23 protein-coding genes are annotated in these 22,801 nt (G+C 59.2%); 13 read left to right on the forward strand and 10 right to left on the reverse strand.

Going from position 1 to position 22,801, the window contains the following annotated elements; all coding sequences use genetic code 11:
- The first annotated feature begins 410 nt into the window (after positions 1-410).
- Together AB5Y97_RS03040 and AB5Y97_RS03045 are read left to right on the forward strand one after the other, a co-directional pair.
- A complete protein-coding gene (locus AB5Y97_RS03040) occupies positions 411-1,904 on the forward strand; it encodes an OprD family outer membrane porin (RefSeq protein WP_182962977.1) in 1,494 nt (497 codons plus the stop codon).
- 128 nt (positions 1,905-2,032) lie between these two features.
- Positions 2,033-2,860 (forward strand): SDR family oxidoreductase, encoded by an 828-nt coding sequence (locus AB5Y97_RS03045; protein ID WP_368157232.1) that lies wholly within the window; start codon positions 2,033-2,035, stop codon positions 2,858-2,860.
- 91 nt (positions 2,861-2,951) lie between these two features.
- Here AB5Y97_RS03045 and AB5Y97_RS03050 read toward each other — a convergent pair whose 3' ends face one another.
- On the reverse strand, positions 2,952-3,284 hold the full coding sequence (locus AB5Y97_RS03050) for a DUF1904 family protein (RefSeq protein WP_159157514.1): 333 nt from the start codon (positions 3,282-3,284) through the stop codon (positions 2,952-2,954).
- An 88-nt stretch (positions 3,285-3,372) separates the two neighbouring features.
- Here AB5Y97_RS03050 and AB5Y97_RS03055 point away from each other — a divergent pair, with 88 nt between their 5' ends.
- The 4 genes from AB5Y97_RS03055 (at position 3,373) to AB5Y97_RS03070 (ending at position 6,963) form a co-directional block, all read left to right on the forward strand.
- Positions 3,373-4,275 (forward strand): TraB/GumN family protein, encoded by a 903-nt coding sequence (locus tag AB5Y97_RS03055; RefSeq protein WP_110303364.1) that lies wholly within the window; start codon positions 3,373-3,375, stop codon positions 4,273-4,275.
- A gap of 121 nt (positions 4,276-4,396) precedes the next feature.
- Positions 4,397-4,576, forward strand: coding sequence for a DUF3149 domain-containing protein (locus AB5Y97_RS03060; protein ID WP_005338733.1), 180 nt, complete (start codon positions 4,397-4,399; stop codon positions 4,574-4,576).
- Positions 4,577-4,764: 188 nt separating this feature from the next.
- Positions 4,765-5,346: a DNA endonuclease SmrA gene (gene smrA, locus AB5Y97_RS03065; protein WP_005338734.1), complete on the forward strand. Its 582-nt coding sequence runs from the start codon at positions 4,765-4,767 to the stop codon at positions 5,344-5,346.
- 138 nt (positions 5,347-5,484) lie between these two features.
- Positions 5,485-6,963, forward strand: a complete 1,479-nt coding sequence (locus AB5Y97_RS03070) for a carboxypeptidase M32 (protein ID WP_368157233.1) — start codon at positions 5,485-5,487, stop codon at positions 6,961-6,963.
- A gap of 104 nt (positions 6,964-7,067) precedes the next feature.
- On the opposite strand, the gene AB5Y97_RS03075 is transcribed toward AB5Y97_RS03070, so the two are convergent.
- From AB5Y97_RS03075 to AB5Y97_RS03100, 6 genes are all read right to left on the reverse strand, one after another.
- On the reverse strand, positions 7,068-7,469 hold the full coding sequence (locus tag AB5Y97_RS03075; RefSeq protein ID WP_005358538.1) for a VOC family protein: 402 nt from the start codon (positions 7,467-7,469) through the stop codon (positions 7,068-7,070).
- A 94-nt stretch (positions 7,470-7,563) separates the two neighbouring features.
- Positions 7,564-9,183, reverse strand: a complete 1,620-nt coding sequence (locus AB5Y97_RS03080) for a hypothetical protein (protein WP_368157234.1) — start codon at positions 9,181-9,183, stop codon at positions 7,564-7,566.
- The gene (locus tag AB5Y97_RS03085) at positions 9,180-9,740 is read right to left on the reverse strand and encodes a PilW family protein (RefSeq protein WP_064337178.1); all 561 of its coding nucleotides are present in this window, start codon (positions 9,738-9,740) and stop codon (positions 9,180-9,182) included. Before AB5Y97_RS03085 ends, AB5Y97_RS03080 begins: the two co-directional genes overlap by 4 nt.
- Positions 9,734-10,126 carry a prepilin-type N-terminal cleavage/methylation domain-containing protein gene (locus tag AB5Y97_RS03090; RefSeq protein WP_005338749.1) on the reverse strand — a complete coding sequence of 131 codons (393 nt, stop codon included), beginning with the start codon at positions 10,124-10,126 and terminating at the stop codon, positions 9,734-9,736. Before AB5Y97_RS03090 ends, AB5Y97_RS03085 begins: the two co-directional genes overlap by 7 nt.
- The gene (locus tag AB5Y97_RS03095; RefSeq protein WP_005349592.1) at positions 10,123-10,542 is read right to left on the reverse strand and encodes a GspH/FimT family pseudopilin; all 420 of its coding nucleotides are present in this window, start codon (positions 10,540-10,542) and stop codon (positions 10,123-10,125) included. The genes AB5Y97_RS03090 and AB5Y97_RS03095 overlap by 4 nt, the downstream gene beginning before the upstream one ends.
- 1 nt (position 10,543) lies before the next feature.
- Positions 10,544-10,933, reverse strand: a complete 390-nt coding sequence (locus AB5Y97_RS03100) for a type IV pilin protein (RefSeq protein WP_335813015.1) — start codon at positions 10,931-10,933, stop codon at positions 10,544-10,546.
- A gap of 411 nt (positions 10,934-11,344) precedes the next feature.
- On the opposite strand from AB5Y97_RS03100, the gene AB5Y97_RS03105 reads away from it, so the two are divergent.
- Positions 11,345-12,889: an AlkA N-terminal domain-containing protein gene (locus tag AB5Y97_RS03105; RefSeq protein ID WP_335813014.1), complete on the forward strand. Its 1,545-nt coding sequence runs from the start codon at positions 11,345-11,347 to the stop codon at positions 12,887-12,889.
- Positions 12,886-13,359, forward strand: a complete 474-nt coding sequence (locus tag AB5Y97_RS03110; RefSeq protein ID WP_368157235.1) for a methylated-DNA--[protein]-cysteine S-methyltransferase — start codon at positions 12,886-12,888, stop codon at positions 13,357-13,359. Before AB5Y97_RS03105 ends, AB5Y97_RS03110 begins: the two co-directional genes overlap by 4 nt.
- A gap of 67 nt (positions 13,360-13,426) precedes the next feature.
- Here the strand turns inward: AB5Y97_RS03110 and AB5Y97_RS03115 are convergent, their stop codons facing one another.
- The 3 genes from AB5Y97_RS03115 to AB5Y97_RS03125 all read right to left on the reverse strand — a co-directional run bounded on the left by AB5Y97_RS03115 (position 13,427) and on the right by AB5Y97_RS03125 (position 17,062).
- Entirely contained in the window at positions 13,427-15,286 is a 1,860-nt protein-coding gene (locus AB5Y97_RS03115) for a U32 family peptidase (RefSeq protein ID WP_368157236.1), read from the reverse strand.
- A 97-nt stretch (positions 15,287-15,383) separates the two neighbouring features.
- A complete protein-coding gene (locus AB5Y97_RS03120) occupies positions 15,384-15,992 on the reverse strand; it encodes a LysE family translocator (protein ID WP_041207998.1) in 609 nt (202 codons plus the stop codon).
- A 128-nt stretch (positions 15,993-16,120) separates the two neighbouring features.
- A complete protein-coding gene (locus AB5Y97_RS03125; RefSeq protein ID WP_368157237.1) occupies positions 16,121-17,062 on the reverse strand; it encodes a LysR family transcriptional regulator in 942 nt (313 codons plus the stop codon).
- Positions 17,063-17,288: 226 nt separating this feature from the next.
- Here AB5Y97_RS03125 and AB5Y97_RS03130 point away from each other — a divergent pair, with 226 nt between their 5' ends.
- From AB5Y97_RS03130 to AB5Y97_RS03150, 5 genes are all read left to right on the forward strand, one after another.
- A complete protein-coding gene (locus tag AB5Y97_RS03130) occupies positions 17,289-18,377 on the forward strand; it encodes a ketoacyl-ACP synthase III (RefSeq protein WP_021230362.1) in 1,089 nt (362 codons plus the stop codon).
- A gap of 784 nt (positions 18,378-19,161) precedes the next feature.
- Entirely contained in the window at positions 19,162-19,845 is a 684-nt protein-coding gene (locus AB5Y97_RS03135; RefSeq protein ID WP_224970223.1) for a methyl-accepting chemotaxis protein, read from the forward strand.
- Between the two features lie 9 nt (positions 19,846-19,854).
- Positions 19,855-20,223 carry a response regulator gene (locus AB5Y97_RS03140; RefSeq protein WP_005338778.1) on the forward strand — a complete coding sequence of 123 codons (369 nt, stop codon included), beginning with the start codon at positions 19,855-19,857 and terminating at the stop codon, positions 20,221-20,223.
- A gap of 13 nt (positions 20,224-20,236) precedes the next feature.
- Complete coding sequence (locus AB5Y97_RS03145; RefSeq protein ID WP_201945753.1) at positions 20,237-20,563, forward strand: STAS domain-containing protein; 327 nt, start codon at positions 20,237-20,239, stop codon at positions 20,561-20,563.
- Positions 20,564-20,585: 22 nt separating this feature from the next.
- On the forward strand, positions 20,586-22,796 hold the full coding sequence (locus tag AB5Y97_RS03150) for a chemotaxis protein CheA (RefSeq protein ID WP_368157238.1): 2,211 nt from the start codon (positions 20,586-20,588) through the stop codon (positions 22,794-22,796).
- The last annotated feature ends 5 nt before the right edge of the window (positions 22,797-22,801 follow it).

The raw sequence follows: 22,801 nt of genomic DNA on the forward strand, positions 1-22,801 counted from the left end.
TAACTGACACCTCGTCCCCCGTACCGGATGAAAACCCGCACTGGCGCTGCCCGCAGCCTCAAGAAAACGCTCTCATCACCGTGATACCTGCCATGAGGCTGTTTACGACCTTGCCCATGATTATTTGCACTCGGTCATACTTTTGAAACGTTGAGGGAACTTTTCATTGATATTTCGCACCGCGAACGTACTCTTGGGGTTGTCCGATAGCCAAGAATCGGAACATAAAAAACAACATGTGATGATCAGGACTGCCAACTACAGATGTGCCAAGACATCCGGGTTTGCAGGTAGCCAAGACAAGATTTTTTGCCCTTCGGGGTTTTGATTGCAATGCCAATACCGAGCGGTAGGCCCGATGCCAACTGCCGGAAAAAAAAGCTAAGTCCATAAAATCAGGAGCAATTAAAATGGAAAAAGTGATCTTCAAGCGCGCCGCTTTGAGTGCCGCTGTGGTAGCCGCTCTGGTCGCCCCCGGTATGGCGTTGGCAGCTCAGGACATGATGAGCCCGGAATACGGCCAGTCCTATGAAACCTTCGTTAAAGACTCCAAACTGACCGGCGGTATCTTCTACTTCCAGCGTGACCGTGAGCGTATTGACGGTAATCCCAACATGGGTCAAATCGGTGAACCTGGCGATTCAAACTACAGCCCGTCGCGTCACAAAGGGCAGTACGAGAACAACCTTAATCATGCCACTGCGCAAATTGCCCTTAACTTTAACTCTGGTTACGCATGGGATGTAGTCGGTTTAGATGTTGGCGGCTTTGGTGCTTATGACTTGGCCGTATCAGAAAATCATGCAGTGAACCAAGAAAACGAATTCTCGTTTGCAGGTCGCAACTGGGGCAACAACGCTAAAGATGGCTCTCCGGAGAATGGCTTTAGCCTCTCCAACGCAGCGATGAAGCTGAAGTTCATGGATGGTGGCATCACTGCGAAGGGTGGTTATACCCAGCTGTATGTCCCAGGTCAGATCGGTGTTAACTGGTCCTATCAACCGGGTACCTATCGTGGTGGCCAAGTTGAAGGCAACTTCGGCGGTCTCTATCTGACCTATGCCATAGCAGATGAGTACAAGTCACCTTGGTACAAAGAGACCCAGGTCTTCTCGCGTGGCAAGGCATGGCACGCCCCGTTCTCCGATGCAAACGTTATTGATTATATCCACGGTATCGCAGCCCGTTACACCTTCGAGAACGGCACAGCTGTGACCGGCTCTTTCGGTCAGTCCGAAGGCTATATGGATAGCTACCACGTCAAACTGGCCCACAAGTTTGACGTGCTGGGTGGCCTCTCCACCAGCTACCAATTCTACGGTTCTGAGACGGATACCAAAACAACTCTTAGTGATGGCTCACAACTCGAAACCTATGACGGACTCGCATGGCAGCAGGCTTTGACCGCAGCTTGGAACTACGCCCAGTACGGTTTCCGTCTGGAAGGGCTGTGGACCAAGGCTGAAGGTGCGGAAGGCAACTACCTGCCCCGCCTGACCCGTGGCTACGGCAACTCCCAAGGCGCCAACGAAATTTGGTGGGACTCCCGCTCCGACTGGAACGCCAACAACGAGAAAGCCGTCTTCTTTGGTGTCACCCGTTCGCTGGATGATCTGGTTGGCGCCCCTGGCTGGTCCGTCGGTGTATCCGGTGCCTACGGTTGGGATATCGAGAAAGGCGATGGCACTAAAGCCACCAACGGTGAAGATACCGAGTGGGCAACCAACTTCGATGTCAGCTATACCGTGCAGGATGGCAAGCTGAAAGGCACCCTGTTCAAGCTGCACTACACCGACTATAACAACGATATCACCCAAAAAGGTGGTTGGACCGAGTATCCCAACATCTTCGCCTCCGAAAAAGACGTCAAGTTCCACATCATCATGCCGTTTACCATCATGTAATCAGGCAATACCATGTCAGCAAACCGGGCTACTTGGCCCGGTTTTCTTTTTCCTGATCAGCGGGTTAACATCCACCCTTGGGTTAGGATTCAACACACCTACAGACCTGCCATGACGAGGATGTCACCATGTCGCGATTTGTTCTGATCACCGGTTGTTCCAGCGGTATTGGCCTCGCCGCCGCACAGGCGCTGGGGCAGCACGGTTTTACCGTGATCGCCTCGGCGCGCAAGGCGGAAGATGTGGCCCGTCTGCAGCAACAGGGATTGCTGGCGGTACAGCTGGATCTGGCGGACCCAGCTTCCATCGAACTGGGTGCCAGTGCGGCGCTCCATCTAGCAGGCGGGCGCCTCTATGGCCTGTTCAACAACGGCGCTTATGGCCAACCCGGGGCGCTGGAAGACCTGCCCACCGAAGCGCTCAGGGAGCAGTTCAATACCAACCTGTTTGGCTGGCACCATCTGATCCGACAGGTGCTGCCGCCGATGCTGGAGGCCAAAGAGGGGCGGATAGTGCAGAACAGCTCGGTGCTGGGACTGGTTGCTATGAAGTATCGCGGCGCCTATAACGCCAGCAAATTTGCACTGGAAGGTTATAGCGACACTCTGCGCCTCGAACTGGCGGGTAGCGGGGTACATATCAGCCTGATTGAACCGGGCCCCATCGATACCCGTTTTCGTGCCAATGCCCGCAGCGCCTTCTTGCGGCACATCGATCCGGCCCAGAGCCGTCATCAGTCGGCCTACCGCCAGACCCTGACGCGGCTGGAAAAAGAGGGAGCAACCAGCGGCTTTACCCTGCCGAGCGAAGCCTGCATCCCGCCGCTGCTCCATGCGCTGACCCACGCCCATCCCAAGGCACGCTATCCGGTGACCACTCCGACCCGGCTGTTTGCCTTCTTGCGACGGGTATTGCCCACTCGCTGGCTCGATAAACTGCTGGCAAAATCGGCCTGATCCCGTAATTGACGGTGGGCATCAGGTGGCCCATGTAGAGTTAGCTGCGTAACGGCATCACCCGTCCCGCCGACCTGGTTTGCCCCTCTCTTCAATAGTGCTCGCCATTGCTGTAGTAGGCACTCTTGACCAGAGGGATCACCTGCACCACCACATAGGTCTGCTCCCCCAGCACCCGTTTCAAATGGCGCGTGATAAGGCGCGCGGCGGCGTCCTGCATCTCTTGTGGCCGCTCGAACCAGTGCAGCTCGACAAACGGAAAACCCGTCTCTGGCTCACCGTTGCGTATCCAGCAACTCTCCACCCGCTCCATGGTGACAAACTCCGGCTTGCCGCCGGTCAGCTCGCAAAGCTCGGCCAGCAGCGGGCCGCTCACCTGTTGCAGGGTCTCGAGCGCCACGGCGCGAAAACGAAGATGGGGCATGGCAAACCTCTTGGTTATCTGAAATGAGGACTTATCATAGGAGTTATTGTCAGCAAGAGAAGTCACCCGGCGCATATTAAGGATCCCCATGAGATTTCATCGCACCCTCTTTGCCTTCCTGCTCTGCCTGCTGCTACCGCTGCACGCCTTTGCCGATCCCGCCTTCTATCGGGTGAGCAAGGGCAACCAGCAACACTGGCTGCTGGGCTCCATCCATGCGGGCAAACCAGCCCTCTATCCTCTGCCCGAGCCGGTCGAGCGTGCCTGGCTGCAGAGTCGCGCACTGGTGATGGAGGTGGACATGAACAGCATCACGCCGGATCAGTGGCAACAGACCGGCTCTCTCACCCGACTGGTGGATGGCAAACCGCTCAAGGATCATCTGCCTGCCGAGCTCTATCAACGCACTCTGATGGCAGGCGCCCGCTATGGCATCGACGAGGCGACCCTCGCCACCCTGCGCCCCTGGTTTGCCGCCATTACCCTGACCCAGGCCGCCATGGCCCGCTCCGACTTCAAGAGTGAACTCGGGATAGATCAGCACTTTGCCACCCGGGCCGCCAAAGAGGGCAAACCGGTGGTGGGCTTTGAAACCCTGCTGGAACAACTCGGTTATCTGGCCAGCGTGGGTGACAACCAGACCCTGATGCTCGCCAGCACCCTGGATGAGCTACCAATGCTGGAGAGTGGTTTCGCCGCCGTGATGAAGGCGTGGCAGCAGGGAGATGAGGCGACACTGATCAATCTGCTCAAGGAGGAGATGGCCCCGCCTGCGCTACAAAGCTGGATGGAGCAGACCCTGCTGGCCGAGCGCAATCACAACTGGCTGAAGAAATGGTCCACCCTGCCCAACGAGAGCTTTATCGTGGTAGGCGCCCTGCACCTTTACGGCGAACAGGGGTTGCTGGCGTTGCTGGAACGGCAAGGATGGCGCATTACCCCGCTCACCACACCGGGCCCTGTGCAGGCTCGGTCGCAAGGAGTCCAGTGAGAACGATCACAGATTGCACTGGTTATTAAACAACCTGCAAGGGAGTTGATCGGGATCATCCCGGACGGGGCAAAGAGGTATTTATCATGCCTGTCATCAACCGGGTGACAGGAGCAATAAAATGGATTTTTGGCTGGACCTGATGTTTGGCAACAGCGTGGGATTGATGTCGATGCTGGTGATTATCGGCACCTTCTTGCTCATCAGCTCTTACGCGGCCTACTTCATCTACAAGGTGATGCACTCGCAACCGCCTCATTCACAGCAACCCCATTCTCAACAACCCAAAGAGGGAAAATAATCCTCTGACCACAGGCGGCAGTTCACACTGACCGCCTGTGCTGTTTTATGGTTCGCGACTGTGATTCCCGAGCCAAGCTGCACTGGTATCCATGCTGGGCCTCCCTTATCCCCCTCCCCCTTTCCCCGTTTTCTGTGCTGGTTGCGACCGTTATAATGGCCCCCACTTTTTCTTATGGGGAGCCTGCCGTGTCTCATAACGACGAACTCTCGCTATTTATGAATGAAGTGGCCGACGTGCGGCCCATTCGCAGCGACAACATCCATCCCCATGCGGCCAAATCCGCCCCGACCGAGGCGCAGCTCGCTCGCCGTCAGGCTGCCACCGCCGAGCAACTCGCCCTCGACCACCTCACCATGGAGGCCATCGAGATGCGCGATCCGCACGAAATCGTCGGTTTCAAGCGCGATGGGGTGCAGGAGGGGGTCTACAAGAAGCTGCGGCTCGGCAAATACGAGCTGCAGGCCAGCCTGGACTTGCACCAGAAAACCCTCAACGAAGCGCGCCAGACGCTGGTGCAGTTCATTGCGGATTGTGAAGTCCGGGATATCCGCTGCCTGCTTATCCTGCACGGCAAGGGGGAGCGCAGCACCCCGCGTGCCCTGCTGAAAAGCTATGTGAGCGCCTGGTTGCCGCAACTGCCCGCCGTCATGGCGATCCACAGCGCCGAGCGTCGCCACGGCGGCAGCGGTGCTCTATACGTGCTGCTGCGCAAAAGCGAACGCAAAAAAGCGGAAAACCGCGAACGGCACCAGAAGCGGCTCGGCTAATCCGCCTCTCGCCACTACGCCTTTGGCCCGCCTGCATGATGGTGGTCAACTATACAGCGGCGGTGTTAGCATCGAACGGCCCCGAGCATGCCAGGTACGGGGCGGCATACCATCAGGGACGATAACAAGGACAATCCCATGTCATATCAAAAGCTTGAACAACATCAGCAACAGATCCACCGCTTTAGCCACCTCGCCGCCATCTGCGGCTGGGATCAGGCGGCCATGATGCCTGAGGGGGGCAACGATGCTCGCGCCGAAGCGATGGCCGAACTCGGTCTGCTGATCCACCAGAAGCGTACCGCTCCCGAGCTGGGTGACTGGATTGCCAGCGCCGAGAGTGAGCCGCTCGATGAAGTGCAACGGGCCAACCTCGGCGAGATCAAGCGCCAGTGGCAAGATGCCAGCCTGCTGCCCGGTGAGCTGGTCGAAGCGCTGTCGCTCGCTGGCAGCAAGTGCGAACACGCCTGGCGCAACCAGCGCAAGAACAACGACTGGGCCGGTTTTGCCCCCAATCTCGAGGAAGTGGTGAAACTCTCCCGTGAAGTGGCGCAACTGCGGGCCGATGCGCTTGGCGTGCGCCCCTACGACGCCATGCTGGCCCTCTATGAGCCGGGCATGACCAGCGCGCGGCTCGATCAGATCTTCGGCGATCTCGCCAGCTGGCTGCCGGCTCTTATCCAGACCGTGAGTGAACAGCAGAAGGGCGATGCCCTGCTGCTGCCGCAAGGCCCCTTCCCCATCCCGACCCAGCAAGCGCTCGGTCAGGAGGTGATGGGACTGCTCGGCTTTGATTTCGCCCACGGCCGGCTCGATGTGAGCAGTCACCCCTTCTGTGGCGGCGTGCCGACCGACGTGCGGATCACTACCCGCTATAACGAGCAGGAGTTTGTCTCCAGCCTGATGGGCATAGTGCACGAGACCGGTCACGCCCGTTACGAGCAGGGGCTGCCGCGCCATCTGCTGGGTCAGCCGGTGGCCGAAGCGCGCTCCATGGCGATCCACGAGAGTCAGAGCCTGTTTTGCGAGATGCAGCTGGGCCATCATCCGGCCTTCCTCGCGCTGCTGGCACCACACATTCGTCACCACTTCGGCGAACAGGCGGCGTTTGCGCCGGACAATCTGGCCAAGCTCTACAGCCGGGTCGAGCCGGGCTTTATCCGGGTCGATGCGGACGAGGTGACCTATCCGGCCCACGTAATCCTGCGCTACGAGCTGGAGCGCGATCTGGTGGAAGGGAAGATCGAGGTGGCCGACATCCCCGAGCTGTGGGATGCCAAGATGCAGCAGTGGCTGGGGCTCTCCACCAAGGGCAACTACCGCAATGGCTGCATGCAGGATATTCACTGGACCGACGGCTCGTTCGGCTACTTCCCGAGTTACACCCTGGGTGCCATGTATGCCGCCCAGCTGCGTTTTGCCCTCGAGAAAGAGCTGGGCAGCATGGGTGAGGTGATCGCGGCGGGCCGCCTGCCGGAGATCTTCGGCTGGCTCGGGCGCAACATCTGGTCACAGGGGAGTCTGCACAGCACCGACGAGCTGGTGCGCCGCGCCACCGGTGAAGCGCTCAACCCGCACTGGCTGCGCCAGCATCTGGAACAGCGTTATCTGAAGTGATGCGTGCTACACGGGTAAAACAAGACGGGGCCATGACAGGCCCCGTTTTTATGGCGGTGCATGGCACAGCAGGCCGCCACCACCATGCTGTAAAAAGAGAAAATTCAGAGAGGATCAGGGGAACCCAGCAACTCGCGCAGTTGCAGGATATTACCCTCAGGGTCGAAGGCGTTGCGCACCACAAAGCCGGGCCCCGTCCACTGCTGTGACAACAAACCGCCGCCGAGATCCGCCGCCTTCGCTTCTGCCCAGGCGAGGCTGGAGACGGTGAAGAACAGCTTGATAGCCCCCTCTTCCCGCAGCTCCGGCGGCCGCTTGATAACGACTTGCCCGGCATAGGGCGCAGGAATGGCGTGGATCAGCAGCTGGATATCGCTGTTTTCCAGCACTACCAACTGCTCATCCTGACTGCAGACCACCATCTGCAGCAATGTACGGTAAAAGTGGGTCAGCAGGCCCGGATCCTTGGCATAGATCAGGGCACCGGCGCGAGCGGGGCCTGGCATGGAGCACTCCTCAACAGTGAACGGCTGGGTGGACAGATCTCCACCATCTCACAGTTGCGCGCCCCGTTCGATCCTTTTTAGCGGCTCGCCAGCCTCACTGCACAAAGTGCCACTGCCGCAGTACCAATGTCGGAGGCGGTTCCTGAGCGTCCCCCAGATCTGCCATGCCCAGCGCCTCGTCGTAGTGCACCCCCCCCGCACCGCTCTCGGTCAGATGCTTGGCCCGCACCGCCCCGTACAAGCCGCCACTTCCGCTGATCTTCATCTCGGTGAGCGGGGCATAGAGGGCGGCATAGAGCGGGGTATTGCCCGACAGCTTGACCCCATCCTTGCCGCTATACGCGGAATAGATGGAGATAGCGGGCATACCGCCAGCGGTCAGCCCCTGTTTGGCTGCCGTGACCTCGGCACCGGCCCCGAGATCAACCTTGCCGCTGACGATCAGGGTCAGGCTGCTCCCCTCGCTCACCGTCAACTTGTTGCTGCCAGTCATGGTGAAATCCTTGTCGATCAGCAGTACCACATCCCCCTTGATGGTGAGGCTGGCATCGGCCCCCATATTGAGGCTGTCGAGCTGGTAAACGGTCTGCTCCTTGCCAAACAGCTCCCCCTTGCCGGGTAGCGGCAGCCCGGGCTTGTGTTGGTTGCTGCTGGTGACCGAGCCGGTGGCGAGATCCGTGGTCAGCACCATCTGCTGGGTGGCACCCAGCGTCAACGGGCCATTCAGCGGCAGATTGGCCAGCTTGGGAGAGTTCGGCAACGCGGCCACATTGAGCGGGTCACACACCTGCCCGGCCACCGGTGGCAACCTGGGATCGTTGCGGTACTCGGGATCCAGATATTTCTGGTTCTCCTGATCTTTAAAAAAACCAGCGCCACCATAATTGAGCTTGCCGCTGTCGATGCTGGTGCCCCAATCCATGGAGACATTACCGTTGACCGCAACCTGACCACCAATGCGCCCCCCTTTCAGGGTCAAACTGCCGCCCCCTTTCACATTGCCGGAGACCCGGACAATCTTGTCAGAAGAGGGGGAGATAATGACGTCACTCCCGGCATTCACGTTGCCGGAGATGGGGGAAGATCCGTTGAGGGTCACGGAGCCCGTCGCCCGTACATCGCCCCAAATTGGCGAATTGCCGTCGAGCACTACATTGGCCTTGTCGCTAACGGTCGCCACCTTGGCATTCTGCTTAATGTTGGTGCCGCCATATTTGCCCTGACGCGAGTCATAGCTGTCGATAAAACCGCTACCGGAGAGGCTGAGCCCTTCGCATACCACCACCGAATCCTGAAAGATGAGATTGCCGGGCTCGCGCTTGAGGGCAAACAGGGCATTGAGGCTGGCATTGCCCTCCAAATAGCGGCCATGGCTCTGCAATGCCAGCTTGCTCCCGGCGGAGGCATCCAGCTGTTCGATGCTAAAGCGGCTACCCGCCATGGCCCCTTCGCCCTTGCTTGGCACCTTCTGCACCAGCTGAGCCCACTCTATCCGCGGTTCGGCGCCAAGGGCCTGATGCAGGGCACGATAACTCTCGTTCATCCCCTGCTCGGCACTGAGCTGCGCATTGATCTTCTTGTGAAAATTGCCGCTCAGGCGAGTTTGCAACTGGTTCTCCTGAATGCTGGTAAACACCAGCAGACTCGACAGCAGGCTCACCACCAGCACCACCAGCAGTACGGCTCCCCGCTGCCCCTGCAATCCCTTGTTCATCCCGCTCCCCCTGCTGTGGCGTTGGCACCGGATGTGGCCAACGCTGCCGCCCAGACCGCCTTGCGGCGGGCCACCTGCACCTCTACTCCCGGTGCCAGATAGCTGGGCAGCCCTTCGGGCAAGATGCGGATATTGACCAGTGCACCCTGCTGGCCGAATTCAAGATCCTGAAGATGGGCCAGCAACAGGCGCGGGCCATCTCCGTCATCGCAACTGAGTACCGGCGGCGTGAAGCGGTACTGCTCGGTAAAATCGGCGGTTTTCTGGTTGCCAAGGCAGGAGAGCACCTGATTGCCCCCCTCTACCTTGAAAGCCAGCGTCAGGCGATCAGGGGTCACGGCTATCAGCTGATCCGCCTGCTTGATGCTGTTGGTAAAGGTGAGAGTGGCAAAGCGCAGCACTTCGTTCGCCTGCTCCAACGCCTTGCTCTGCTCGACCGTGCTCTTGATCGGGGCGTAACCGGCAAAAATCGCCAGCATCAGCATCAGACCGAGCACCATAGAGATCATCAGCTCGACGAGACTGACGCCTCGTTGCCGTGAGGGGACACTCAGCATAAAGGCGGAAATCCTGCGTTCAGCTCCACCCGCTTGGCGCCGGAGACCCGCTCATCCTGCCACTCGATAGCGACCACAAAATTGTCGCTATAACGGTTCGGTAGCACCAACCGGTGGCCATCCTGCAGGGTGAAGCGGGCAAGAAAATCGGCCTGGGTGAACCGCTCGGGCTTGCGCTGCACTTCGCACAGCGAACTCCAGATCTGCTCCACGCTGTTGCTCGCCTCTATGGTGGCCAGGGTGCTCTGCAAGCTGTAATGCGCTTGCTGCAACGAGACCACCTGCCCCTTGGCGAGACCGAGAAACACCATCACCGCCAACACCATGGAAACCATGATCTCCACCAGATTGAAGCCTTGCTGGCGGGCAAGTGCGGCGTATCTCATGAGCAGCTCCCTTGCAGCAGCTGGCCGCTCGGGGCCACGCAAAGGACCCGCTGCTCACCGAGGCGATTGGCCAGAATGATCTCGGCGTGGCTGCTGCTGCCGGTTGGCGCGATCTGGATGGGGTCAAACGGCTTGATCACCACGCCGCCACCGGGAGCCGATGCCTGACGCAACCGCTGGCTGTCGGCCATCACCTCCCAGCCACCGTTCTCGGTGCCCTGCAGTACCACCGGCAGGGTCAGCTTGACCGCTTCGCTGCGGGCAAAGCGGTATGCTGACGCGAGTTCGGTCGCGCTGCGATCGAGCCGTTCGGCCGCGAGGCGCTGACTCATGGAGGGCAACCCGACCAATAGCAAGATGGCGGCTATACCGACCGTGATCATCAACTCAATCAGAGTAAATCCGCGCACATTCATCTTATGATCCCCAGCAGTCATGGCGATTGGCCGCGCGATAACCGGTCTGATCGAGGGTCAGAGTGCCGCACTCATCCTGTTGTCGCGTCGTTGGAATGGCTTTAAGCAGGTAGTCGCCAGCATCTTGCTGGCTGTAGCTGAACTGGTAGAAATCCGTGTTGGAAGGGGTAGCAAACGTGTCTGGATAACGGCCCTGTTGGGTATAGATATGTTCGAGGGCGAGCGCCTGCTCCAGCAATTGCTGCTGCGCTTCGTAACGACGTCCCTGTTGCAGATAACCCTGATACGCTGGCAACGCGATGGCCGCGAGAATGCTGACAACCGTCATGGCGATCAACAACTCGATCAGACTAAACCCCCGGCAATGGGGCCATGCCTTACAGTCGTTCACTTATCATCCTTGGCAAGTGTTGTTGTTATTGGTCGGCCCTGGGCCGCAAACGTGATGACTTAATAATCATCAAAAATTAACTAACTCGATTGAACAACACAAAATCGCCACACTCAATGTAAAAAAGATAGTTATGTGATCTGTTATTAATTTTTAAGCACTTTTCGCCGCCACTAATCTCGCTATGCAAATAAAGCTAAGCCAATCGTGCCTACGAACCGTCCGTTATGCTCCCTTCTGTCGAGCCGAGAGATATGAATAACAGCGTGACGAAGAGTGAAACCCGGCCGTGCAATGAAAGAGCAAAAAAACCTTTGGCCAATTTTTGCTATCCCTGTCCGTTTCTGGCTAGTCACGGCCCCCGAGCCCCCTTACTCTCTTGCCATCTATTCCAGCAAAGCCGCCAACACCATGAATGCAAAGCACAGCCCTGAGTCGTCACCGGATGAGGTAATCAACACCCTCAGCCGCGAACAGTGTCACGCCGCACGGCTCGCGCGCGACGCGCGCTTCGATGGCCGCTTCTATACTGGCGTGCTCTCGACCGGCATCTACTGCCGGCCTGTCTGCCCGGCACGGCCACCGCACGAGCACAATGTGCGCTACTTCCAAAGCGCCGCGGCCGCCGAGCTGTATGGGCTGCGACCCTGCCTGCGCTGCCGCCCTGAGCTGGCCCCCGCAGCCCGTGGCGATCTGCCGGTTGAACTGGCACGTCTGCTGGCGCGCATCGATCGCGGCGAGCTGGCGGAAGGCACGCTCGCCAAACTGGCCACTGAGGCAGGGATCAGCGAACGCACCCTGCGCCGCCAGTTCGAGCAACATCTCGGCGCCTCACCAAAACAGGTGGAGCAGACGCGCCGCCTGCTGCTCGCGAAACGGCTGCTGACTGAAACCGGGCTGCCCATTACCGACATCGCGTTTGCCGCCGGCTTTGCCAGCATCCGCCGCTTCAATGACGCCTGGCTCAACGCCTACGGACTGGCCCCGCGCTCCCTGCGCCAGCAGGAGCAGCACGATGACGCGCCAGAGCACATGAGTGCGCAGCCCCGCGGCGCAACCCTGACACTGCAACTGCCCTACCGCCCCCCATATGACGTGGCGGCCATGCTGGCGTTCTACCGGCTGCGGGCAATCCCGGGGCTGGAGCGGGTAGATGGCGAGGTGTATGAGCGGCGCTATCGGGTCGGCGATCAGGTCGCGCAGGTGCGTATCGCGCAGGGCAAGGGGCATAGCCTGCAACTCACCGTGCATGACCTGCCGCTCGCGGCACTGCCCGATCTACTCTACCGGGTGCGCCGGATGTGGGATCTCGATGCCGATATGCAGCGGATCGGTGATCTGCTCGGTCAGGATCCGCTGCTCGCCCGCTTGCAGGTGCGCTGGCCCGGCGTACGGCTGCCGGGTGGCTGGGACGAATACGAGGTGATGCTGCGCGCCATCGTCGGCCAGCAGGTCTCGGTCAAGGGAGCAATTACCATTCTGGGGCGACTGGTGGCACGCACCGAGGCACAATTCGGGGTGGCGCAATTGCCGACCCCCGCCCAGCTGTGCGAACTCGATCTCGACGGTATCGGCATGCCCGGCAGCCGCATTCGCACCCTGCGCGGAGTGGCACAAGCACTGGCCAGCGGTGAGCTGACCCTCACTACGGCCAGTGACGAGCAGTTGCTGGCGCTACCGGGTATAGGCCCCTGGACTGTCTCTTACTGGCGGCTGCGCTGCGGGCTGGACACCGATGCCTTCCCCGCCTCCGATCTGGTGCTGCAAAAAGCGCTGGGGGGGGGCACCAAGCTGCCGGTGAAGGAGGTGTTGGCGCAAAGCGCCGCCTGGCAGCCGTGGCGCAGCTATGCGGCCAGCTGGCTGTGGCACGCCATGAGTGAAGCGCCCAATTTGCTGCTCCATGCCACCGGCAACGAACAACAGCCAGATACCCAACCACAGGAGATAACCCCATGATCCGCTACGATATCCTGCCGACCCGCTGCGGCGATCTGCTGGTTGCCATCAATGAATCTGGTCTGGTACACGTGGACTTTGTGGCGGGCCTGCGGACACTGCCCGATATGAGTTGCTGGCAGCAAGACCATGGGGCGTTGGCCCCCTTCCTCGCCGAGTTTGACGCCTATTTTGCCGGTCGCTTGCAGCGCTTCTCCCTGCCCCTTGCCGCCCGTGGTACCGCCTTTCAGCAGGCGGTGTGGCAAGCGTTGTGCGACATACCCTACAGCGAGACCCGCAGCTACGGCGATATCGCTCGCGCCATCGGCAAACCCGATGCGGTGCGGGCAGTAGGCGCAGCAAACGGCCGTAATCCGCTCTCGATCATCGTCCCCTGCCATCGGGTGATCGGCCAAAACGGCAGCCTGACCGGCTATGCGGGGGGATTGGAGATTAAAAAAGCACTGCTGGCGCTGGAGAGGGGCAATTAAAGGAGGGTGGGCAGAGAACCTGCGATAAAAAACTGCCCCTTTCCGGACGAAGAAAGGGGCTCATTGCTCAGCGTTTCAGGCTGCCCATCACATGCATTTCGCAGCGATTGCAGTCAAAGCGCAGGCGGAAGGTGTCTTTACCCATCTTGAGCTCCAGCGGCTCAGCCTTGAGACCTGGCACCTCGTTCGGGCAGAGGTTCTGGCTATAGCGGATGCAATGCTTGGTGATCATCAGCACCACTTCCCGCTCCTCCTTGTTCGCTTCATAGGCGGGGGCAATGCGCTCCACACCGTGCTCATGGAAGAACTTTTCAGCCGCGCTGTTAAGCACGTTGCCAAGGTAGGAGAGACGGTGCTGGGGATAGTTGATATCCCGCAGGGCGATCCGTCGCTCGGGGCGCTGGTAGCTGGCCACGCGAGCCGCCTCCAGCGCAGCAATGCCATCCCGGCGCAAACCGTTGAGCTGTGATGCGGCGATAAATAGCGGCCTCGTTACTGCCAACTCAATCTTGCGTGCCACAAACAGGGTATTGCCGAGTTTGCCAAGCTGATCCCGCGCCTGTTGCAGCGCCCGCTCCGGGTTGTCGGCAGGCTGCTTGTCGCAAGGCAGGGTCACCGCAACGCTGATGCCCTGCTCGTCGGTGAGCGTGAGGCTCACTCCCTCATCACACTCAGTCAGCACCATATCGACCCGGATGCGGCGATCCGCGCTCGCCTTCTCCAGCATCTTGCTGAACGCCTGATCGTGGTTGCGGTAGATTTCGGTCCCCACCTTTAGCCCCGGCATGCGTTCTGACAGGAGTAACTGCTTACCTTCGACCTTGTTGAGGCGCATCCCCACCAGCTCGTTGTTCGGCTTGAAGAAGCCCAAACCGTCACCGTTGTTGAGGGTGACCGGTTTGCCGTCAATCTCGATACCGTCACGGGTCACCTTGGTGACACGTCCCAGCGGTTCACCCACATATTTCGGGCTTTTGGTGGAGTCGATACCCTGATGACGGCCATGGAGGAAGTAGTCTGTGCTGCCGCGGTTGAAACTCTTCTTGGGGTCAGGCGTGAAGCTGTAGCGGCAACGACCCGCCGAGGCAGCGACCAGATCGGAGCGGCTATCCAGAATGGCGTCCAGCTTCTGGCGATACCAGGCGGTAACGTTTTTAACGTAGTCGAGCCCCTTGAGTCGCCCCTCGATCTTGAAGGAGCGGATCCCCGCCTCGATCAAGGCCTCCAGGTTGTTGGTCTGATCCATATCCTTGAGGGACAGCAGGTGGCTGTCGGCCACCAGCACTTCACCGTCCGGCTTTTGCAGCGAGCAGGGCAAGCGACAGAGCTGGGCACACTCGCCGCGGTTGGCACTGCGACCGGTACGGGCATGGCTGATGTTGCACTGGCCGCTGTAGGAAACGCAGAGCGCGCCGTGGATAAAGAACTCCAGCTGCACATTGGTCGCTGCGCTGATCTCGCGGATCTGCGCCAACGACAGTTCGCGCGCCAGTACCACCTGAGAGAAACCCACATCCTGCAGAAACTTCACCTTCTCCGGCGTGCGGTTGTCGGTCTGGGTACTGGCATGGAGCGCGATGGGAGGCAAATCCAGCGCCAGCAGCCCCATATCCTGGACGATGAGCGCATCGGCACCAGCTTCATAAATTTGGTAGGTCAGCCGCCGGGCCTGCTCCAGCTCGTGATCGTGCAGCAGGGTGTTGAAGGCGACAAAGACCTGGGCTCCGAAGCGATGGGCGTGGCGCGCCAGCGCTTCGATATCTTCGATGGTGTTGCCCGCCGCACTGCGGGCGCCAAAGGCCGGCCCCCCCATGTAGACGGCATCGGCACCATGGTTGATGGCCTCGATGCCGTAGGCGAGGTTCTTGGCCGGAGCCAGCAGCTCCAACCGGTTGTTGTGGCTTAACGGGTGCTTGTTCTGGTGCATGGTCTCGGGATCAGGGCGGACAGCAAATGGGCGCTACTCTAGCCCATTCACCACCCCCGTGCCTTGATCCCGCTTAAGGTATCCGCAAAATGCAGGATTAGATAACCACCTTGAGTGCCAGTCCAAGCAGCACCAGGCCGCTCACCTTATCGATCACAAAGGATTTGGCTTTAAGCCACGCCAGCACCGGCCCGCGGGAGAGCACCAGCGCCACCAGCACGTACCAGACTGCATCGATCCCGCCCGCGGTCAGCATCATGATGCCCCCCTCGCTCCAGCCGGTATCGGCCCGCACAAACTGGCTGAACAGGGCGATGAAGAAGACCGCCAGCTGGGGATTGAGGAAAGCCACCATAAAACCTTCAAAGGCCCCCTGCCGACCACGCAATTGATGCACCTCTTCACTCGCTTCGCCGCTGGCTGGTTTTGCCAGCAGGGCTTTCACCCCGAGCCAGGCAAGAAATGCGGCGCCGCCGTAGCGGATCAGATCAAACAGGATCGGGGTCTGGGTGATCAAAATGGAGAGGCCAAGCGCCGTGACCAGCGCATAGATACCAACCCCGAGGCCGTGGCCAAGCGCAGTAGCGACGCCGTGCCCCTGCCCGCCCTGCACCGTGTTGCGGATGATCAGCGCCAGACTCGGCCCCGGGCTGATGGCCCCCATCACGCAGATTGCGGCCAGTGCCAGCCAACTCGTCAGTTCCATGCATTTCCTCTTTATATGCTCGATATGATGACCTGCATTCAGGGTACGGGCTGAGCCATTATGCCAGTAGTGAAAGTTATGAATAGATTCCATAACCAATGGCTATGGCACCACACAACTGACTGGGGCTAACCGCCGAGATCGAGCAGCTTGCGACTCTCGCCAACGGTACGTTGCAGGTGATCCCGCAGGAAGGGGTAGGCCAGCTCGCGAAACCAGCGGTGGGCCGGATCCTGATGGTGGCGCTGATGCCACAGCAGATGATACTGCTGGTCGCGGGTAGCAAATGGCAGATCGACAAAGGTGAGCTCATGGCCGCAGGAAAGCTGCCAGGCGATATGAGCCGGAGTGGTCATCAGGCAATCGGTGCGCAGCAACACCTCCACTGCCGCCTGAAAGAAGGGGACTCTGGCAAACCAGCGTCGACTCAGTCCCTGCGGCGCCAATACCTGCTCCACCAGGCTGTCCTTGTCGCCACCGCCACTCACCTGCAGGTGAGGCCAGGCGAGATAGTCATCGAGACTCAGCGCCTTGCCCGCCAACGGGTGATGACGTCCCATCAACACCGCCAGCCGATCTTCCCCCTGATGCAGACCGCGTATCTGCTCCGGTACCTGCTCGGTGATGGTAGAGACCAGATCGAGCTCGGACTGCCACAACTGCGGCAGCTGACGCTTGTCCCACAGGCTGTACTCCAGCGCCGCCAACGGCGCCTCTTTGGCGAGCGCGGCACAGATATCGGGCAGGATATGCTGGGCAACATAATCAGAAGACGCGAGTCGAAATACCCGCTCGCAGCGGCTCGGGTCAAATCCGGGCGCCTCGTAGAGCCGCTCCAGCGCATCGAGAGAATCCGCCAGCAGGGCGGCCAACATTTCGGCCCGTGGCGTCAGCAACCAGCGTTGCCCCTCCCGTACCAGCAACTCGTCATCAAACTCGCTGCGCAACTGGGCAAGCTGCTTGCTGATGGAGGGCTGACTCAGGTGCAGCAGCTCGGCGGCGCGGCTGATATTGCGGGTCTCCAGCAGCACCTTGAGGGTCGGCAACAAGTTGAGATTGGCTCTGAGCAAGGAGATACCCTCATCGGTGGCGAAATGCCTATCTTAGGGCAGAGGAGTCCCGCGCTTTAAGCGAAATTTCCTGCCATGCTCAGCGCGTTGCAGCCCTTTGCGACCAGATGGCGCAGCCGCTCGCCCTGCACATAACCATGACCACAAGATGACAGTGGTTGTCTCGTACGGCATAATTGCACGATTTTCCGCCCGCGGGCGATCCACTTTGAGAAGCGGTAACAAGATGAAATACGCCAATATCACCGGTTGGGGCAAATGCCTGCCTCCCTCCGTGCTGACCAACGATGACCTCAGCACCATCATGGATACGTCAGACGAGTGGATCTATCCGCGCACCGGCATCAAGGCCCGCCGGATCTCCCATGTCAGCACCTCGGATCTCGCCACCCTGGCCGGTCGCCGTGCGCTGGCCTGCGCCGGTCTGGAAGCGAGCGATCTCGATGGCATCATCCTGGCCACCGCCACTCCGGACAACCTGCTGCCAAGCGCCGCCTCTGCGGTGCAAAAGAAGCTTGGCGCCGTTAACGCCGCCGTGTTTGATCTCAACGCCGCCTGCACCGGTTTCGTCTATTCTCTCTCGGTCGCCACCTCGCTGGTGCAGACCGGCATGATGAAGAAGGTGCTGGTGATTGGCGCCGAGCGCCTCACCTACCTGCTGGACTGGGCACGCCGCGATACCGCCGTGCTGTTTGGCGATGGTGCCGGTGCCGTGGTAATCGAGGCGAGCGAGCAGGAGTGTGGCCTGATCGCCAACAAGCTGGGCTGTGACAGCGAAGCGCGTGAGATCCTGCACGTACCAAACTTCGGTACCGATCGGGTACGTTTTGCCGATATCGATGGGCTGTTCACCTTCAACTTCGAAGGGCCGGAGATCTTCAAACGCGCCGTGCGCGGCATGGGGGAAGCCACCAGCACTGTGCTGGCACAGGCCGGTATTGCGCCGGAGCAGGTCGACCTGATCGTTCCCCATCAGGCTAATATCCGCATCATCGAGACCCTCGCCAAACGGATGAATGCGCCGATGGAGAAGGTGATGGTCAACATCGAAAACTATGGCAACACCTCCGCCGCCACTGTGCCCATCGCCCTTTGCGAAGCGCTGGAGCAGGGCCGCGTCAAGCCGAACTCCTATCTGCTGACCGCCGCTTTCGGTGCCGGCCTGACCTGGGGGGCCGCCATCATCAAGTGGGGCGATCGCGTCACCCCTATCAAGGCGTGCGATGCCGAACTGCCCCCGTGTGACAAGAGCGCGCTGGAACTGATTGCCCACGCCGTGGAAGGTTGCCAGAAGGCCCACGCCAACGAGGCTTGATCCTCATCAAGAGCCTGAATCCTCAGGCTCCTTCTCTCCTTTTCATCCCCACCTGGCTCTTCCCCCCATTTCGCAAGCCGCTTGATACGGCAATCGCTGATACAAACAACTCCGATTTGCAGCCAATTAATTTTTTTCCGCTAGCCTTATTGTGCCAACTATAAATAAAGAAAAGAGCGTCAAGGGGCACCATGACTGTTTCGGTCCCGCGCCTTTACCTCTTACCAAATAATTGCACAGGGATAAGCTACGTATGGCACAACACAAAAGTGGCGTGAACACACCGCTTTGGGAACCGGTTTGCTGGATTTGCTGCATCGGGCTTGCTCTGCTCAGCTGCCTGTTGCTGCAGCTCGCCGATGCGCTGTCACCTCTCTACCTGCTGCTCAATGTGCTGGTTGGTATTGCCGCCGCGCTCTGGACATCGAGTCACTTCCACCAGCACACACTCCGACATCGTGCAGGAGAGGAACAAACCATCGCGACCGATCCTCTCGCCCACTCCATCATCGGGCTCGAACAGGTGTGCGAGAAGGCTCTACCTATCTGGTCCCAGCAAATTGAAAGCTCTCGTCAACAAACCGAAGCCGCGATGATTGACCTGACCCAACGCTTCAGCGGCTTGGCCAACAAGCTAGAGGAAGCAGTCAATGCTTCTCATCTGGCAGCCGGAGAACTGGGTGATGCCAATTCCCGTGGCATGGCTGGAGTCTTGAGCGAGAGCCAGCAGCAACTCAATGAGGTAGTGGCCATCCTGCACTCCGCCCAGGCCAATCGGGACGCCATGCTGGGTGAGATAAAAAGCCTGACCACCTACACCATAGAGCTCAACACCATGGCCATGGATGTGGCCAAAATCGCCTCCCAGACCAACCTGCTGGCCCTCAACGCAGCCATTGAAGCGGCTCGTGCAGGGGAAGCAGGCCGTGGCTTTGCTGTGGTCGCTGATGAAGTGCGCAACCTCTCCCGCCTCTCCAGCGAAACCGCCCAGAAGATGACCGACAAGGTAGACACCATCAATACTGCTATCGGCCGCGCATTCCAGATTGCCGAAAATGCTGCCGCACGGGATCACGCCTCGGCGCTCAATTCGGAGCAGACAATCGAACAGGTACTGGCCCGTTTTCGCCATGCCACCGATAGCCTGGCGGAATCCGCCTCCTTGCTGCAAAACGAGAGCACCGATATCCATCGCGAAATCTCCAGCGTCATTGTCTCGCTGCAATTTCAAGACAGGGTCAGCCAGATCCTCAGCCACGTCAGACAAAACATGGAGAGCCTCTCCAGCCACTTGGTGGCTTCCGAGCAGAGCAGCAATGCGACAGGGCCAATCCAGATCGATGCCAATCGCTGGCTGGCAGAGATGGAGCTCTCATACGCCACCGACGAACAGCGCAATATTCACCATGGTCGCACCACCCGTTCTGTCAACGCGCAACCAAGCAGCGCCGACATCACATTTTTCTAGGAGAGAGATATGGGCAAAACGATCCTGATCGTGGATGACTCGGCAACTATTCGCCAAGTCGTGGGCATGACCCTCAAGGGAGCCGGTTATGAGGTCATGGAAGCCTCTGACGGCAAAGATGCGCTCAACAAACTAGATGGCAAGAAGATCAACCTGATCATCAGTGACGTCAACATGCCGAACATGGATGGCATCACCTTCGTCAAAGAGGCCAAAAAGCTGGCCAACTACAAATTTACCCCTGTCATCATGCTGACCACCGAGTCTCAGGACAGCAAGAAGCAGGAGGGACAAGCCGCAGGAGCCAAAGCCTGGGTGGTCAAACCCTTCCAGCCCGAACAGATGCTGGCCGCAGTTGCCAAGCTCATCATGCCGTGATCCGGAGCGCATCATGCAACTACAGAATGAGCTACTCGACAACAAGGTGGTGGTGACCATGCCGGACGAGATCACCATTTATACAGTCAGCGAGCTGAAAGATGCTCTCTCGCCCTTATTGCATCAGGGGAACGAACTGGAGCTGAATCTGGCAGCGGTATCCGAGATAGACAGCGCCGGGCTGCAACTGCTGCTGGCAGCGAAGAAGACCGCTCTGCAGCAGGGCACCTCCCTGGCGCTGGTCTGGCACAGCCATGTTGTGCTTGAACTGCTGGAGCTCTGCCAGCTCTCGGCCTTTTTTGGCGACCCCACCCTCATCACCCATGGCGAACGGCCCTGAGCCACCATGACAAGGAGTCACCGTGAGCATCGATCTTGATCAGGCTTTACAAACCTATATCGCCGAGGCACGCGAGTTGCTTGAAGAGATGGAGTCAGCCCTTTTATCACTGGAATCTGACCCTGACAATAGCGAGCTGATTGGTGCCATCTTCCGTGCTGCTCATACCATCAAGGGGTCAGCTGGCCTGTTTGGTCTGCAACCCATCGTCGGGTTTACCCATATCGTAGAGGATCTGCTCGACCAGATCCGCAATCAGCAGCTCACCGTCACCTCTCCTCTGATCAAGGATCTGCTGGAGAGCTGTGACCACATCCAGACGCTCATCAGTGTCGTTGCAGAACAGGGCAGCACGTTAAGCGATGGCGATGCCAACCAGGATGAACGGCTGAGGCTCACCCTCACCCGTCATCAGTGCGTCCCCCATGCCACGCTGCCAGATACTGTACATACGCCGGAACCCAAGATCGAAAAAGAGGGAGGGATTACCAGCTCCGCCTCCCTGTGGCATATCTCCCTGCGTTTTGGTCCCGATGTGCTGCGCAATGGCATGGATCCGGCCGCATTTCTGCGCTATCTCGGCACTCTCGGAACCATATGCTCGGTGGAGACCATCCATCAGGCGTTACCGGATTGGGAGCAGTTCGATCCGGAGAATTGCTATCTCGGCTACGAGATAGACTTCGACTCGCAGGCAGATAAGGCAGCCATCAGCGATGTCTTTGAATTTGTCAGAGATGACTGCCAGATCACCATCTTGCCGCCCCACAGCAAGATCGCCGAGTTCATCAACCTGATTGAGTCACTGCCGGAAGATAGCGCCATGCTGGGGCAGTTGCTGGTCAACACCGGCGCCCTGACCGCAGAGGAGTTAGCGAGCGGTCTGCAGGCACAACAAGCGACCCCGGCAGAACAAGCGCCCAAACTCGGAGAGATCCTGATTGCGCAGGGTGCCGTCAACGAAGCCGTCGTCGATGCTGCTCTGAAAAAACAGAACCAGACCAAGGAGAGCAAGAGCAAAGAGGGCCGTTACGTCAGGGTGCATGCCGACAAGCTGGACGATCTAATCAATCTGGTCGGGGAGTTGGTAGTCGCCAGTTCAGGAGCCAATCTGCTGGCCCAACGCACCCGCGAAAGCCAACTGCAGGAAGCCACTTCGGTCATTGCCATGCTGGTGGAAGAGATCCGCGACAGTGCACTGCGCCTGCGCATGGTGCCTATCGGCGATACCTTCAACCGCTTCCAGCGGGTGGTGCGCGATGTCAGTCAGGAACTGAACAAGGATATCACTCTGGTGATCTCCGGTGCCGAGACTGAACTGGACAAGTCGGTGGTAGAGAAGATCGGCGATCCGCTGATGCATCTGGTCAGAAACTCGATGGATCATGGCATCGAATCGGCAGAGCAACGGCTGCTGGCAGGCAAACCCCCCCGTGGCACCCTGAATCTCAATGCCTATCACGACTCCAACAGTATCGTCATCGAAATTAGGGATGACGGTGCAGGTCTCAACAAAGCCAGGATCCAGCAAAAAGCCATCGAGCGCGGTCTGATCAGCTCAACCACCACGCTGACGGATCAGGAGATATACAACCTGATCTTCGAGCCGGGGTTCTCTACCGCCGAGGCGATAACCAACCTCTCCGGTCGCGGGGTGGGTATGGATGTCGTCAAACGCAACATCACTGCCCTGCGCGGCACGGTCGATCTGGACAGCATCCCCGGAAAAGGAACCCGTGTGCAGATCCGCCTGCCGCTTACCCTTGCCATCATCGACGGCTTCCTGGTGCGAGTCTGCGACACCCACTACGTCATTCCCCTCGATATGGTGATCGAGTGCGTTGAATTGACCCAGAGTGCACTGGCCGATACCCAGGGTCGCAATTACATCAATTTGCGTGGCGAGGTGCTGCCCTTTATCCGTCTGCAACACTACTTCGATACCAATGGCAGCAAGGGGCGGCGCGAGAACATTGTCGTGGTCAGCCATGCAGGCAAAAAATCCGGACTGGTAGTGGATGAACTGCTGGGAGAATTCCAGACCGTCATCAAACCGTTGGGGAAATTGTTCCAGCGCCTGCAGGGCATTAGTGGTTCAACCATTCTGGGGGGGGGAGAGGTCGCCCTGATCCTCGACATTCCTTCGCTGATCCAGCACGCAATCACTCAGGAATCCTGTCAGCTCAACAGATTGACAGTGTCGCGCAACCTGCCTCAATCCAGCATCAACTGAGGGGA

The organism is Aeromonas sp. R10-2 (assembly GCF_040908445.1).
Taxonomy (GTDB): Bacteria; Pseudomonadota; Gammaproteobacteria; order Enterobacterales; family Aeromonadaceae; genus Aeromonas; species Aeromonas veronii.